Raw genomic sequence first — 16,322 nt, forward strand, 5'->3', positions numbered from 1 at the left:
ATAATCCACTTTCCGAACTGGTCGAACGTTTTTTCTAGATTAGCACGCAACGCAACGCGATTTGCGTATTTTTGTTGCATATCCTCAAATTTTCGATGCGTACATCTGATTAATTTACACTCAAAACCAGTTACTTTTCATCTTGTTTCTGCTTGGATATTTCACTTCGATCTGGACGTAATAAGATTTGATTTAAACGCATCGTTTTGTATTGGTCTAAGCTTTGCTGAATCTGATTTATTTTCTCTTGCCCCTCATCACAATCAAAATGAACCAGCTCGCGTAGCGTGACCCATGCCGCTTGCATCTTGTCAAAATCATTGCCTTTCTCTAATTTCTGTTGCAACCAATCCGATAAATCTTGCGCACGTTTTTGTATTTCAAATTGATAGGCAAATAAACCGCTGGAGAGCGCAATCTCATCGAATTGACCGCACGATAGTTTTTTGACTTGTTGCAATTGATGACTTTGTTGCTGCAAATAACTTTTAAGCACGTCTTGCTGGAACCACAGCGCCAATGCCGTCATTTCAGCAAAAATAACATCACGTAGCTCATACAAGCTATTCCGCTCAGCATGCTGTTTATCAAGACGAATATCGTCTAAATAATGAAGAAGACCATGCTCCAGAATCTTATGAATTGACCCTAAATCTAATTTTTTCCTATCTACCAAGATGGGTTGAGTAAGCAGATGTGTGAGTTGCTCATGCTGTTCTTGATCTATCAGCAAAGTTAATGAAGTGTCAGCATCTTTTTGAATAGATCGCCACAAATTCTCCAGTAGCGATTCGGTGCTTTGCTGTTCGATTCGATCTTTAGTCTGCATCAATTTACGTTGCAAAACATATTGCATCGAACTCGACTGCGCGATACTTTCTAGCACACGAGAATCGGTTAATAATTGGGGTGCGCTGGCAATCACCTCTTTGCTATAAGCAAGCTGAGATTCTCGCCCTCCCAGTATTCCGCCCAAAGATTTGCCCAGTGAATTTAAACCACGACCAACATCCATCAAAATATTGGTTTCTGATCCTCGCGTTTGCAAAATTGCCGCTGGAAGTAAAGTGCTCACGGCGCGGTGCAAGATTTTCAAATAGGCTTTCTGATCAATTGCTTGGCGGTACTGACACAGCAAAGCAATGGCATATTCAGCATCACTGACATCGGGCTGATAGTTGGGCTGGTTGCGATGCAGTAAACAATCGATATAAGCAAAAAAAGCAACTTCATTGCGTTGTGTCGATTGCTGCGCTGCCCATTCATAGTGTGTGATTGCTTGGCTGTATTGTGCTGCACCAGCATAGGCTTTTGCCAAAGCAATAGCATGTGCCGCACTCGGATCATGCTGTTGAATATAACTGAGTAAATCAATTTTAGGCTGCTGATCTAGGCATAGTTCGAGCTGACGTACATATACATTGATTTGCTGCGCTGTCGGCTGCTGAACGACATAGTTCAGTTGGTACATCACACATTGCTCATACCATGCATACTTACGTGCATGAAACTCATACACTGGGATCAATTCATCTTCAATCAGTCGAATCAACTGGGTTGTATAGAGAATATCGTCATCTGTCTCATGCTTGAATTTCCATTGCTTTGGTAAAGAGACTTTAAATAATCGTAACAAGAAATTGGCGCTAAGGTCTGGACTTTCCATACTGACCAACATCAATTTATCTTGTGTGGACAGATGCCCCTTGGCTTTTGCAATCCGTGCTAAACGCAATTTTAAAATTTTAGTAGGAAGCATGTATTTCCTTGCGTATTATTCGCTCAATTCTTCGATCAACTTATCATGACTGTGAATACTTTAGCGAATAGCTTTAGACGAGATGCATGCCAAGTATAAACTTATGCGCTACCTCGATGCTCAGCCCCAATATGCGCTGCAATCGTGTAAATTTTTGAATTTACGCCATTCTCGGTTTTAGCTTTTGTGGTTTTTTCGCTAAAATAGCCAAAACAGAATAGGAAAAATCTATGCAATACCGTTGCCCTAAGTGCCAAAGCGTAAAAGTGATACCTGTCAGTCAAGGTGCAAATAGCCCTCGTCCAAACGTACCGAAAAGTTTGGTGCTCTTAGTGCCTGCCATTTTTATCTTATTGATCCTCGTGTTAATTAGCATTGCACTATGGCTTTTTGGCAATGGCGCAGGTCAAGGTCTACAAATCGCAACTGTTGTTGTATTTGCTGTCTGTGTGATTGCGGGTGGCTTATTCTGGCGTGATCTACCTGATTTTAAGATTTCAATGCAAGCTTTTATGCAGGCACAAAAACATTGGAAATGCCGTGACTGCAATCACGAATGGCAAAATTAATACCTCGATCATAAAATCTCGCACCTCCACATCAGCTTAATGCTGATGTGGCTGATCTTGTTTTACTGGTTCAGCATGTTGATGGGTATGCTGACAATTCATCTCAGCATCATCCTCAATCTGTAAGGTCACTTCAGCAATATCATGTTGGTGCGCCAACATTTCTGTTGCGGCGAGATGGAGTCGTTTGCGATCCGCATTCGGCGCAAACAAGTGTACGGTTAAATGGATATTCTTCGAGCTAATCGCCCAGACTTTCAATTGATGAATACTTTCAACACCCTCCAGCGCTAATAAGTCATTCCTCAACTTTTCAATATCAACTTCATCTGGCACGCCTTCTAGTAAAATATTGATACTCTGCTTTAATAAGATCCACGTTCTTGGTAATACCCAAAAACCAATGGCGACCGCAATAATCGTATCCACCCAATACCAATTGGTATAATAAATCACGATCGCACCAATGATCACACCAACGGAGCCCAAGGCATCACTGAGCACCTCTAGGTATGCACCTTTGATATTTAAGCTTTCCGAAGCGCTGGACATCAACATCTTCATTGAAATCAGATTAATCACCAAACCCAGTGTTGCTACAATCAGCATACCCACGCTGTGAATTTCTGGGGGTTGGGTAAAGCGTTGATACGCTTCATACAAAATGTACATCGCCACAAAGAACAGCATAGAAGCATTAAATAATGCCGCCAAAATTTCGAAACGTTGATAACCAAAAGTACGCTTGTTATCTGCTGGCCGCTTGGAAATTTGAATAGCCGCCAATGCAATCGCAAGTGCAGCTGCATCGGTAAACATATGTGCCGCATCGGAGAGTAATGCCAAACTTTGGGTCATTAAACCCGCAATAACCTCGACCACTAAAAATGTCGATGTGAGTATCAGGGCAATGGTCAATTTTTTGACATTGCCTTCAGTCACCGCTGCATGACTATGGTCATGACCTTGATGTCCACTCATGTTGGACTCCTTATTTGCGTGAAAAACAAAAACCGCCTATTTTCACTGTCATTTACTCGTGCTAGACGTCATCCACAACCTGCGTGCTATCCGCTATATACCGTTTCTGCGACGCTGTTTATGAAATGCAGAAAGTGAACAGGTTTTGTGGATGACAAAGTTTTTGGTTACTTTTTTAAAAAAGTAACGGAGTTAACGGATGAGATCAAGCTCATCACAGTAAGACTCCGCCATGAAATACAAGGGTCAACAATCCCTCTCATTCATCCAGCGATACACCACAGGCAAGATCACCAAAGTTAGTAAAGTCGATGAAATAATCCCACCAATCACCACTGTTGCCAATGGACGCTGTACCTCTGCACCCGTTCCAGTCGCGATTGCCATCGGAATAAAACCCAGTGATGCCACAAAAGCCGTCATCAAAACAGGACGCAGACGCAAGACTGCACCTTGCCATGTGGCAATATGCAGATCGAACTGCTCACGTAGTTCTTTGATAAAACTCAGCATCACCAAACCATTCAATACCGCAACACCTGAAAGTGCAATAAAACCCACGCCCGCAGACATCGACAATGGAATATCTCGCAACCACAGTGCGACCAATCCACCAGACAAGGCAAATGGCACACCACTAAACACCAGTAAGCTTTCTTTAAAGTTATGGAATACCGCCATCAATAAAGTAAAAATCGCAATCAATGCCAGTGGAATCACGATCTGCATACGTGCTGCCGCAGATGCCAAGTTTTCAAACTGCCCACCATATTCCAGCCAATAACCTGCGGGTAAAGGTTGCTGCTTCAGGGTCGTTTGCAACTCTTGCACAAATGAACCGAGGTCTCGTCCTTCTACATTTGCCGTCACAATGACACGACGTTTACCATTTTCACGTCCAACTTGGCTCATGCCTGAGATGGTTTCGACTTTGGCGACATCTTGTAATTGAATCAGACCACCATTGGGTAATTGGATCGGGAGCTGCGCCAAGTTTTGTGCGGTGCGTTGATCGTCAGGTAGACGAATTTCAAAATCAAAACGACGGTCGCCTTGTAAAATCTGACCGACATTTTGACCACCGACACTGGCCGCAACCACATCTTGAATCGTTTTCACCGACAAACCATATTGCGCCGCAAGCGCATTGTTAATATCCACATTTAATACAGGCAAACCGCTGGTCTGCTCCACCTTAACTGCTGTTGCACCTGAAATTTTTTGTACTTTTTGGGCAATGGCTTGTGCTTGTGTATCGAGCACATTCATATCATCGCCAAATACTTTAATTCCCACATCACTGCGTATTCCTGAAATTAACTCATTAAAACGCAATTCAATCGGTTGAGAAAACTCACTGTTATTCCCTGGAATGGTTTCTAAAAATGCTTGCATACGGGCACGCAACGCATCAATGCTTTCTTTTGGATTTTTCCATTGATCTTTAGGTTTCAATAGAATAACTGCATCAGAAATATTGGGTGGCATGACATCAGTCGCCACTTCAGCTGTACCTGTACGAGCAAATACAGCCTTCACCTCTGGAAAGTTTTTCAGAATCAGCTTTTCAGTATTTTCCTGCATCCTTAAAGACTGTTCTAAACCTGTACTTGGCGACCGCATTTGTTGTACTGCAAAATCACCTTCACTCAGTTGTGGGGCAAATTCACTACCGATTTGAGTGATTAACACCCCAGTCAAGACCAAGATACTGATAGCAAATGTCACAACCACCATTTTGAATTGATAAGCCCAATCTAAGATCTGTTGATACTTCCCTTTTAAAGTCTGCATCCAACGTGATTCTTTTTCCTTGACCTCACCCGTAATGAATAAGGCAACCGCGGCAGGTACAAAAGTCACCGATAGAATCATTGCACCCAGTAATGCCATCACCACCGTCATCGCCATCGGATGGAACATTTTCGCTTCTACACCTGTCAGTGCAAAAATCGGTAAATACACCACCATAATGATGGCTTGCCCAAACAATAACGGTTTACGTGCTTGTTTTGCTGCAAGAAAGACTTCTTTAAAGCGTTCTTGTCGGGTGAGTAATCGCCCCGCATGATGCTGTGCCTCTGCAAGCCGTCGAATACAATTTTCAACAATCACCACCGCACCATCGACAATGATCCCGAAATCCAATGCACCCAAACTCATCAAGTTGGCACTGATATTCTGCTGTGCCATGCCCGTCAAGGTGAACAACATGGAAAGTGGAATCACACAGGCTGTGATTAAAGCTGCACGGAAATTACCTAAGAAAATAAACAGAATCACGATCACCAAAATCGCGCCTTCGACCAAGTTCTTCTGCACCGTTTTGATGGCTTTGTTGACCAATGTCGTTCGGTCATACACCGTTTCAATTTCTACACCTTTCGGGAGCGTCGATTGAATTTCTTGGATCTTTGCATCCACCGCTTGCGCAACAGTACGACTGTTTTCGCCCATCATCATCATGGCGATGCCGAGAACAGTCTCTTCACCATTATAGGTTGCTGCACCAGTACGCAAGTCATGCCCGATTGCCACCGTTGAAACATCTGACACACGAATCGGTGAACCATTTTTAATACTGACAGTGATATTCTGGATATCTTCGATGGTACTCAACATACCCGGCACACGAACCGTCAGCTGCTGACCATTCTCCTCAATGAAACCTGCACCACGGTTTTCATTATTTTCCTGCAATGCAGTTTGAAATTCAGTGAGTGAAATCTGTAACTGTTGTAGGCGTTTTAAGTCAGGCGAAACGATATAGGTTTTGTTGTACCCCCCAATACTGTTGATTTCAGCAACACCTTTGACGCGCTGCAATTGTGGGCGCACGATCCAGTCTTGGATTTCACGTAAATCCATTGCGCTATAGGGCGTACCATCCTCTTTTTTCGCACCAGCTTTGGCTTTGACCACCCACTGATATATTTCGCCTAAACCTGTTGAAACAGGCGACATCACAGGATCAACCGCATCAGGTAATTGTCCATCCGCTTCTTGCAAACGCTGATTGATCAACTGTCTGGCCCAATAAATATCAGTGCCATCTTTAAAAATAATGGTGACTTGCGATAAACCATAACGCGAAATCGAACGGGTTTGTTCTAAGTCAGGAATCCCCGCCATTGCAGTTTCGATCGGATAGGTAATCCGCTGTTCAACTTCTAAAGCGGTATAGCCATTGGCTTGGGTATTAATCTGTACCTGCGTATTGGTAATATCAGGAACGGCATCAATCGGTAGTTTCTGATAACTCCACACCCCTATCGCAATCCATGTCATCACAAACAGCATGACCCAAATGGCATTTTTAATCGCAAACTGAATCAGGCGATCAAATAAGCCTTCAGGTTTTGGCAATTGAGAAGAATTAGTGTCCATGCTCAGCCTCTCCTTTTTCAAGTTCAGACTTCAACAAGAAACTGCCGACTGCGACATAAGACTGACCTACTGTTAGACCTTGAGTAATTTCAACCCATTGCCCATCTTGGCTACGCTGTCCGATCTGTACTGGAACTGCATTAAAATCGAAACCTTTTTTCGGATTCGACTTCGCCACAAAAACCACATCTTTGCCTTCAATCTGTTGAATCGCTTCGGCACTGACTCGCATCACCGATGGCTGTGAACCTGCTTGTAATTCAACATTGACCATCAAATTTGGACGTAACTCAGCCGCGTTGGATAACACTTTGGCACGTACTTGTAAGCGACCAGTTTGTGCATCTGCTTCAGAGGTCAAGCTCTGGACTTGCGCGTTAAATTGATTGCCTGTTTGCAGCGATTTAAAACGAATTTGCTGATTCGGCTGCACATTGATATTGACCATGGTCGGCAATACAAACTCCAGCCAAAGTTGGTCTAATTGATCAATGGTAAAGAGTTGATCTGCAAGCTGAACATTTTCACCAATCACAATATCTTTATTGCTGATCACACCACTGATCGGTGCAGTTAAGCGATAGCGTCCATTCGATCCTGAAGCTGCCCCAAATGCAGTTAAACGTGAACGTGCCGCTTGTACTTGGATCTGTGCTTGACGATAAGCGTTATAGGCGCGTTGATATTCTTGTTTGGCAGAAATACCTTGTGACCATAGACTACGTTCACGCTCATAATCTTGTTTAGCCAAGTCTAAATTGCTTTGCGCAATTTGCAGATTGGCTTGTTGATCAACCAAGTCAGGCACGAGCAAATTTGCCAATGCTTGTCCTCGTTTGACTTGTTGCCCCAATTCCACATATACGGACTCAACTCGCCCCGCAAAGCTAGGGGAAACATGGGCCTGACGATCAGTATTGACCGTCAGTTTTGCAGGGAAAGTTTGCACTTGATTGACTTCACCGAGCGCGACTTGAGCAAGCTTGACACTATACTGCTGCATCTGTTCGGCACTTAGACTTAAGCTTTCCTCTGACTCGTGCTCCTCTCCTGTGTCCGCATGCTGATCTTTTTCATTTTCCTGATGCGAATGCCCTTGTTCGCCATGTTCCGCGCTTTCGCTGCTTTTGCGCTGACCACTCCACAACAACATGGCAGCCACAAGCGTCGTTGCAATGACAATAATGGCAATCCAAACCCATTGAGAACGCATTTTTGCTTTAATCTTCATCTTGTTATTCTCCAACTTGGTTTGGGAAGGCATTACTTTGTTGCCATATACGCTGATTCAGTTGCATCAAGGCATCTTTGGCGGTGATTTGTTCGGTTGACAGTCCCATACGCGCACTTTGCAGTTCGGTACTGAGTTGCCATGCTTGCTTTAGCAATTGCACTTTACGTAAACGCACATCCTGTAACTGCATGGTGGCTTGTTGCACATCGGTGACTGAAAACTTGCCTAAACGAAAGCCCTGCAAAGTTTTTTGCTGAACTTGATCCGCCAGTGGAATTTGCTGATCGTCGAGCTGCTTAAATTGCGCTTGTAGGCCTTTCAATTCAGCCAGACGAATATCAATATCCATCTGATTCTGCTGACGATAAGTACGTTGTTGCTGCTGAATTAGCGTTTGTTTGGCTTGTGCAATTTGAACCCCATATTTTTGGGAGTTAAAAATATTGAGTGGAATTTCAACGCCTAAACGAATTTGGTTTTCACTATATTGATCAGCTGAACGGGTGCGATTGACACCAAAAGTCATGATCGGCTGTGGACGTGAATTGGCTTTGAGTTGATCAATTTGCGCTTGTTGACGCTGCGTTTCTAACTGCAAACCTCGCTCAAATAAATTCTCATTTTGCTGAGTCACTGCCTCGATCTGCGTTGCTTTGGTCCATAATTCAGCCGTGTTTGCAGAAATTGAAAATTGATTTACGCTTTCTCCTGCAAGGCTCGCCAATTGCTTTTGTGCCAGTTGCAGTTGTAAATCCGCTTGTTGAAAGAGCCGCTGATTTTCCAAATGTGCGATACGAACCCGCTCCACATCCACTTGGGCAATGCTGCCTGCCTGATAACGTCTTTGAGAGGCATCCAAGTTTTGCTGGCTGACTTGTAATTGCTCAGCAATCACTGATTTTTCGAGTTGTAATAAAGCCACTTGTGCCCAAACATATTGCACGATCAATTCGAGTTCAGCGTCGTAGCGTTGCTGTTCCAAGTCAACTTGATTGGCGGAAAGCTTAGCCACTTTTTGCGCCGCTTTACGCTGACCAAAGAGATCTAAAGGCTGTGAAATACCAATGGACAACTCTCTGTCTTGATCATTTTGGAAACCCGTTTGCTCAATCGAAATGCTCGGATTTGCCCACAAAGCACTTTGTTTTAGCTGCACACTCGCCATCTGTTGCTGTGTTTGCCAGCTTGACTGATTATTTTGATACGCCCGAACCTGCTGCAAAATTTGTTCAAAATTAGAATTTTGCTGCACAGCACTTGAACTTGCTGATGCCTGATTGACATCGAGTACAGATTTCGCTGAGATGGATTGCCCAAAAAGGACAGTCGAGAGCGCAATCCCCAATATCGACCACTTGAATGGTGATGAATGGACAGAATTTTTTAGCGTATGGGTACGCTGATTTAAACTTAAAGACATGTTAAGCCCCGCAAATAATAAGGTTGCGGTGGGCTATTTTTCGGCTACCCCACCAATAGCGGGGTCAGAACAGGTGGCGGATTGAGACTGGATAGATACGGAGACTGATACGAATTCGACCAGTGATATTTTTGTTTTAATTTTTGCGTCCGCAACATCGGCTGATCAAGCTGTTGCTGTACTTCAGGCGTAACCACATGAAAGCAAGACGGCAAATGATCGTGATGATCTTGCAAACTCACAGGCATAGGCAAATCAGTTGTATCTAATTTGGAAGTTTGAACCAGAGTCGTTGCTGCTTCAATAGTATCGGGAACATGATGCCCAAAATGACTTGATAACGTTGATTGCTGGTTGGTATTTTCATGGGCGCAATAAGCTGCTGCCACATTCCAAAGACTTTGGAATATGAACAAACTTAGCAAGACGGTCACGAAAATACTGGAACGACGCAAATTTTTCTCTTTAGTCAAAAATTGCTCAGATGGACTATAGCAACTAAACTCGATGTAATAAAATTACATCTGCGAATTCAGCCATAAAATCTTTTGTGTATGCAGAATGTGCGAATCATTAGATTTTTGCTGAAAGGTAGGAAACTGCTCAGTAGAGCAAGCAGTTTCCTAAAATATAAATCTGATTATTTACACTTCTGCTTGATGTCGCAGTGGTGAATATGCTTTTCTAAATGCCCTTTCGCTTCTTGCTGAGACTGTAGGTTTTTTTCTAGAAAAATCAAACCTCCATCAGCATTCGCCAAACTTACCGAAAGAAATAAAACCATGAAACATAACGTTGTATTTAATTTAATAGACATAACACTCACCTGATTTATATATTGCAATTCATTTGATGGATAAATTCACACCCAAATAAAATGAATAAAAATTATTCGCTTAGGGTCTATTCATAATCAGCAGGTCTTGATCTCAAGACTTTTACTCAATCATGATTTACAAAACTTTGACGCAAATGTACCGATCAACATGACATCAGAATGAATATTCGAATGTGATATTGAGACCTCTATAAGTAAGGTGCTTTACATTTTTAAATGCATCATCAAGCATGGAAGAACCCTTTGAAATAGATCTATTTCTGGTGGGCTTTTTGGCTACCCCACCAAAAGCGGGGTGAGTACAGGAGGTGGGTTTAATCCAGACAAATAAGGAGACTGGTAATCATTGGACCAGTGATATTTTTGTTCTAATTCATGTATACGTAAAATTGGTTCATTGAGCTGTTGCAGCGTCGAGATAACAACGACATGAAAACATGTTGGCAAATGATCATGATGATCTTGCAGGTTTAGCGGTTTTGATAAATCAGTATTATCTTCAACCACAGCGAAAGAACTTACCTGATCTTTTGAGTTTTCTACAAGATGATGACCGAAATGAGTAACGGCTATCGTTGCTTTGCTTGTAATTTCATGACTGCAATAAGCTGCTGCCACATTCCAAATACTTTGGAATATGAACAAACTTAGCAAGAGTGTCATAAATACAGCGCAACGTCGCACGTTTCACCAACTGGTCAAAATTTGCCTTACTATAACAAGCAATGTGCATGTAATAAAATTACATTAAACAAAAAGTAAATACTTTAAAATTTTTCGATGCTTAATATATCCATATTCTCATAAATATATATACTCCCTTAGGCTCCAATGCACATCAATCCTGATCATTATTTAGAAACAGATTCTGGTAGAGTCTTCACTGCTGAACGAAATCAGATCGCATGGGCAAAATGCTTTGATGACTTTGAAAATGAAGTAATCAACAATTCAAGCGTACGAATGGTTTATGTCCTGATTGGTTGCCAAGCTGCTGGTAAAAGCACTTGGGCCGACAAAAAAATAAAGGAAGAGCCTTATAATATTGTTTTTGATGCTATTTTAGTTAAGAAGGTTGAACGAGCACCAATTCTCGATATTGCAGCCCAAAAAAATCTTCAATGTATAGCTGTTTTATTCAAAACAGATTTAGCGATTTGTTTAGAAAGAAATGCGCAAAGAACTATAGATAAAATGGTGGATGAGCAAGCCCTAAAAAATGTTTTCGCTGCGATAGAAGCACCGTCTTTAGACGAAGGGTTTACAAACATCATTGTTAGCGAATAGCCACAAAACCAACCTTCAGGCTGATTTCGTGACTAGGACTTAACCCATAATCTTTTTCATAATCGGAATGTTTGGCACCTGTGCCATCAACTACATCTTGCTTTGTCAATTTATCCAACGACGTCTAATTTTTAAATTTAATGGGGTTGAATAATATTTCTCGATCGCCCAACTTAAAATAAAGACAATAGTAAAGTAAATAGGTAACAACATCACCTTTTCTAAAGGCAAAGTCTCTTTAGGGAAATAAATAACTTTAAAAAGCCCTAAAACAATTAAATGAAATAAGTACATCTCATAACTGCGTTGACCAATCCATACCAGAATTTTGGAAGGTATGAATTGAACTTTAGTGTCTGGATTTTGCGTAAAATTGAAAATTAAAATTGCGGATAACACTGCAAATAAACTCATCCCCCAAGTGCTGACTTCTTTAATGGGCGCATAAAAATACAAAACAGTCATCAATACAGACGTAGTTGCAATGACCAAGTTTGAAGAGCGTAATTTTCCTTGAAGTCTGTGAGCGATTAGTGCGGTTAAACAACCGATCGCGATACCATCAAAGCTAGAAAAATAATGATAGAGATATGCCCCACTTTCTTCGCCTAAATGGAGTGAACGGAAATAGGGTGCATAGCAAATTATTGCAATTAAAAATAAAATAAATCCTTTGCCTCTCCCGAATAAAACACACAGTAGAGGAAAAGCAACATAGAAGACCTCTTCAACGGAAAGAGACCACAACACACCCAATGCATAATTGACCCAACCATACTCAATAATCAGGATATTCATCCAAAAGGTAAAAGCAGAGAGAACCGTTAACCCATAAGATACCTCAATATTATTGGGCGCTTGGTTCATAAAGGGTTGAAGTCCTAAATGTCCAAGCAATGAGACAGTCAGCACCAATAAAACTAAACAAGGAACAATTCGAGCGATACGGCGTATGTAAAAATCCTTGAGATGAATTTGATCAAGCGTTTTATTCCTATATAGAGTCTGCCTTGTGATTAAAAATCCAGAAATCACAAAAAACATCGTTACACCATAATTTCCATTTCTAGCAATGAATGTACTCAGACTTTCGCCAAAAACTTGTATACCCAAAAATGTATCGTGTAATTTATAAGGAATATTAAAATGATGAATTAAAACAAGAAGTATTGAAACTCCACGGAGGATATCAATTTTATAATTTCGCATATATCAAATTTTCTTATAAAGAATGGGCAGTAGAATAGGTGATTAATATTTTTTTTTCAAATAGGCATATAGGTTGCTAACCCACCTAACATAGATAACTTTAATAACGGTGTAATCTAAACCTCGGATTAAAAAAAACCAGCCCTTAGGCTGGTTTTTTTTAATCAGGTATTAACCCGTAATCTTTTTATATTTTGAACGCTTTGCACCTGCTTCATCACCTAAACGTGACTGGCGATATGCTTCATATTCTGCATAGTTACCTGTGTAGAATTCTGGCTGTTCGTTTTCAAAAGACAAGATATGCGTTGCAATACGGTCTAAGAACCAACGGTCATGCGATACCACCATCACAGTACCTGGGAATACAAGAATTGCATCCTCAAGCGCACGTAAAGTTTCGATATCCAAGTCGTTTGATGGCTCATCCAGTAAGATTACGTTTGCACCTAACTGTAAGATTTTTGCCAGTTGTAAACGATTACGCTCACCACCTGATAGCTCACCAACACGTTTTTGCTGATCTTGACCTTTGAAGTTAAAACGGCCGATATAAGCACGCGACGCGATTTCATAATCACCGATTTTCAAGATATCTAAACCGCCAGAAACTTCTTCCCAAACAGTTTTATTGTTATCTAAAGTATCGCGAATCTGACCAACATACGCCACTTTAACAGACTCACCCAACGTTACCGTACCAGTATCAGGTTGCTGTTCACCTGTCATCATACGGAATAATGTGGTTTTACCCGCACCGTTAGGACCAACAATACCCACAATCGCAGTTGGCGGTATGGTAAATGTTAAGTCTTTATAAAGCAGACGACCATCAAATGATTTGCTGATGCCTTCAACTTCTACAACTTTATTCCCTAGGCGTGGGCCAGGTGGAATATAGATTTCAGAAGTCTCATTACGTTGTTGGAATTCTTTAGAGTTCAACTCTTCAAAACGTTCCATACGCGCTTTGTTTTTCTTTTGCTGACCTTTGGCATTTGAACGAACCCATTCAAGTTCTTTTTTCAATGCCTTAGCAAAAGATTCTTCTTGTTTATTCTCTTGCTCTAAACGAGCATTTTTCTGCTCAAGCCAAGAGGTGTAGTTACCTTGATATGGAATACCCATGCCACGGTCAAGCTCAAGAATCCACTCAGCCACGTTATCCAAGAAATAACGGTCATGCGTAATCGCCACAATCGTGCCTGGGAAATCTTTTAAGAAACGTTCTAACCAAGATACTGATTCAGCATCCAAATGGTTCGTCGGTTCATCTAGAAGCAACATGTCAGGCTTAGACAACAATAAACGGCAAAGTGCCACACGACGACGCTCACCACCTGAAAGTAGAGATACATCTGCATCCCAAGCTGGTAGGTTCAATGCACCTGCCGCAATTTCAAGTTGGTTATTGAGGTTGTGTGCATCCCAAGCATGGATGATTGATTCTAATTTTTCTTGCTCTTTTGCAAGTGCATCAAAATCTGCATCAGGGTCAGCATATTCAGCAAAAACTTGATCAAGACGTTCTAACGCATCTAGTGCTTCACGTACGCCATCTTCAACATTTCCACGAACATCTTTACTTGGATCTAATGGTGGCTCTTGTTCTAAATAACCGATTTTGATTCCCGGTTGTGCACGCGCTTCACCTGAGAAATCTTTATCTACGCCAGCCATAATACGGAGTAGGGTAGATTTACCTGCACCGTTCAAACCAAGCACACCAATTTTTGCGCCTGGGAAAAATGATAAAGAGATGTCTTTTAGGATTTCGCGCTTAGGCGGAACCATCTTCGACACTCGATTCATCGTATAAATATATTGGGCCACGCAGGACTCCTCAATTGAAAAACCAATAAATCGCAAAAAGCGAAAAATAATCGCACGTATTATACGCTGAAAACCGGATTAACATGAAGTTAAGATGATATTTGTTTGCCTCAATCAAAGGATTTTCTTTTTCAAGACGTTACACGATTCACGATACAGTCATGCTGAAAAAAATAGGAAGAGAGCAAGATTCTGTTTATATGAATAAAAACGCAATAAATCGCATAAATTATGCACCATTTTGGACGGTTTTTAAGCTAAACTCGGTCACTATTTAACTCACGTAGATGATGTAATCATGACTTATAAAGATGAAACTTTGGCGATTCATGCGGGCTATTCACCAGAGGCAACGACTAAAGCAGTGGCTGTCCCTATTTACCAAACGACTTCTTATGCCTTTGACAATACGCAACATGGTGCAGATTTATTTGATTTAAAAGTTCAGGGAAATATCTATACCCGTATCATGAACCCAACCACGGCTGTGCTGGAACAACGTATTGCAGCGCTTGAGGGTGGGATTGGCGCATTAGCTTTAGCATCTGGGATGGCAGCCATTGCTTATTCGATTCAAACCATTGCTGAAGCAGGTGACAATATTGCTTCGGTTTCAACACTCTATGGTGGAACGTATAATCTATTTGCACATACCCTGCCCAAACAAGGCATCGAAGTTCGCTTCTTTGATTATCAAAACCCTGAAAGCTTACGCAACTTGATTGATGATAAAACTAAATTGGTTTTTGTTGAGTCGATCGGCAACCCACTGGGCAATATTATAGATCTAGAAGCAATCTCAAAAATTGCCCATGAATATGGTGTCCCAGTTATTGTTGATAATACCGTTGCAACCCCTGCCCTATTAAAGCCGTTTGAATTTGGTGCGGATATTGTCATTCACTCATTGACTAAATACATCGGCGGTCATGGCAATAGTATTGGTGGCATTATTGTCGATAGTGGCAAATTTCCTTGGGGCAAATATCCAGAGCGTTTTAAAGCACTGAATACGCCAGACCCAAGTTATCACGGCGTAAATTACGTTGAAGTGCTCGGTGAAGCAGCTTATATCGCTCGTGCTCGTGTTGTTCCATTACGAAATACAGGTGCAGCCATTAGCCCGCTCAGCGTCTTCCTCATTTTACAAGGTTTAGAAACGTTAAATCTTCGTATGGAGCGCCACACTGAAAACGCCATTCAAGTTGCAAAATATTTAAAACAACACCCAAAAGTCAAATGGGTCAATTATGCTGGTTTAACTGACCATCCACAGCATCATTTGGCACAAAAATATGTGAAAGGTAAACCTTCTGCTATCCTTTCCTTTGGGGTACAGGATGGCTTAGATGGCGGAACTCGCTTTATTGATGCATTACAGTTATTTACTCGTCTGGTCAACATTGGCGATGCAAAAAGCTTGGCATGTCATCCTGCAACGACGACCCATCGTCAACTCAACGCAGAAGAACTTAAATCTGCTGGTGTGAGTGAAGACCTAGTCCGCTTGTCTATTGGGATTGAGCATATCGACGATCTGATTGCAGACCTCGAACAAGCCCTCGCTCAGGTTTAAACCGAATAAAAGACAACAGTCTCACTTTAGAGGCTGTTTTTTATGCTTTTGAAGAAAAATATTATTGCATTTTCAACTATTACAATCATTTGTTTTAGAGCTTTTACTCTAAAAATATTATTATATTTCAAACATTTACACTAGACAAACAAAAAAAATCGGTTAATATTAGTACAAAATAAAGTGCAGTGTTTAATCGCAACACAAGGACATTGTAAACAACAGCTTG

At 41.5% G+C, this 16,322-nt stretch carries 13 protein-coding genes; 3 read left to right on the forward strand and 10 right to left on the reverse strand.

Annotated features, from left to right (window positions below):
- Positions 1-130: 130 nt before the first annotated feature.
- The gene (locus tag F903_RS01250; protein WP_005193886.1) at positions 131-1,759 is read right to left on the reverse strand and encodes a hypothetical protein; all 1,629 of its coding nucleotides are present in this window, start codon (positions 1,757-1,759) and stop codon (positions 131-133) included.
- A 230-nt stretch (positions 1,760-1,989) separates the two neighbouring features.
- On the opposite strand from F903_RS01250, the gene F903_RS01255 reads away from it, so the two are divergent.
- Positions 1,990-2,328, forward strand: coding sequence for a hypothetical protein (locus tag F903_RS01255; RefSeq protein ID WP_005193887.1), 339 nt, complete (start codon positions 1,990-1,992; stop codon positions 2,326-2,328).
- A gap of 36 nt (positions 2,329-2,364) precedes the next feature.
- Here the strand turns inward: F903_RS01255 and F903_RS01260 are convergent, their stop codons facing one another.
- From F903_RS01260 to F903_RS01285, 7 genes are all read right to left on the reverse strand, one after another.
- Positions 2,365-3,309 carry a cation diffusion facilitator family transporter gene (locus F903_RS01260; protein WP_005193888.1) on the reverse strand — a complete coding sequence of 315 codons (945 nt, stop codon included), beginning with the start codon at positions 3,307-3,309 and terminating at the stop codon, positions 2,365-2,367.
- 246 nt (positions 3,310-3,555) lie between these two features.
- Positions 3,556-6,696 carry an efflux RND transporter permease subunit gene (locus F903_RS01265; RefSeq protein ID WP_005193889.1) on the reverse strand — a complete coding sequence of 1,047 codons (3,141 nt, stop codon included), beginning with the start codon at positions 6,694-6,696 and terminating at the stop codon, positions 3,556-3,558.
- Entirely contained in the window at positions 6,686-7,927 is a 1,242-nt protein-coding gene (locus F903_RS01270; protein ID WP_005193890.1) for an efflux RND transporter periplasmic adaptor subunit, read from the reverse strand. The genes F903_RS01265 and F903_RS01270 overlap by 11 nt, the downstream gene beginning before the upstream one ends.
- 4 nt (positions 7,928-7,931) lie before the next feature.
- Positions 7,932-9,350: a TolC family protein gene (locus F903_RS01275; RefSeq protein ID WP_005193891.1), complete on the reverse strand. Its 1,419-nt coding sequence runs from the start codon at positions 9,348-9,350 to the stop codon at positions 7,932-7,934.
- Positions 9,351-9,394: 44 nt separating this feature from the next.
- Positions 9,395-9,823, reverse strand: coding sequence for a cation efflux protein, CzcI-like (locus F903_RS01280; protein ID WP_005193892.1), 429 nt, complete (start codon positions 9,821-9,823; stop codon positions 9,395-9,397).
- A gap of 167 nt (positions 9,824-9,990) precedes the next feature.
- A complete protein-coding gene (locus F903_RS16630; protein WP_005193894.1) occupies positions 9,991-10,167 on the reverse strand; it encodes a hypothetical protein in 177 nt (58 codons plus the stop codon).
- 297 nt (positions 10,168-10,464) lie between these two features.
- Positions 10,465-10,872, reverse strand: coding sequence for a cation efflux protein, CzcI-like (locus tag F903_RS01285; RefSeq protein WP_416202004.1), 408 nt, complete (start codon positions 10,870-10,872; stop codon positions 10,465-10,467).
- A gap of 147 nt (positions 10,873-11,019) precedes the next feature.
- Between F903_RS01285 and F903_RS01290 the strand changes: the two genes are divergently transcribed.
- Complete coding sequence (locus F903_RS01290; protein WP_005193898.1) at positions 11,020-11,475, forward strand: AAA family ATPase; 456 nt, start codon at positions 11,020-11,022, stop codon at positions 11,473-11,475.
- A gap of 105 nt (positions 11,476-11,580) precedes the next feature.
- On the opposite strand, the gene F903_RS01295 is transcribed toward F903_RS01290, so the two are convergent.
- Together F903_RS01295 and ettA are read right to left on the reverse strand one after the other, a co-directional pair.
- Positions 11,581-12,684, reverse strand: a complete 1,104-nt coding sequence (locus tag F903_RS01295) for an acyltransferase family protein (RefSeq protein ID WP_005193900.1) — start codon at positions 12,682-12,684, stop codon at positions 11,581-11,583.
- A gap of 171 nt (positions 12,685-12,855) precedes the next feature.
- A complete protein-coding gene (gene ettA / locus F903_RS01300; protein ID WP_004673266.1) occupies positions 12,856-14,517 on the reverse strand; it encodes an energy-dependent translational throttle protein EttA in 1,662 nt (553 codons plus the stop codon).
- A gap of 298 nt (positions 14,518-14,815) precedes the next feature.
- On the opposite strand from ettA, the gene F903_RS01305 reads away from it, so the two are divergent.
- On the forward strand, positions 14,816-16,093 hold the full coding sequence (locus tag F903_RS01305) for an O-acetylhomoserine aminocarboxypropyltransferase/cysteine synthase family protein (protein ID WP_005193902.1): 1,278 nt from the start codon (positions 14,816-14,818) through the stop codon (positions 16,091-16,093).
- The last annotated feature ends 229 nt before the right edge of the window (positions 16,094-16,322 follow it).

It is taken from the genome of Acinetobacter sp. NIPH 298 (genome assembly GCF_000369505.1).
In the GTDB taxonomy this organism is placed as follows: domain Bacteria; phylum Pseudomonadota; class Gammaproteobacteria; order Pseudomonadales; family Moraxellaceae; genus Acinetobacter.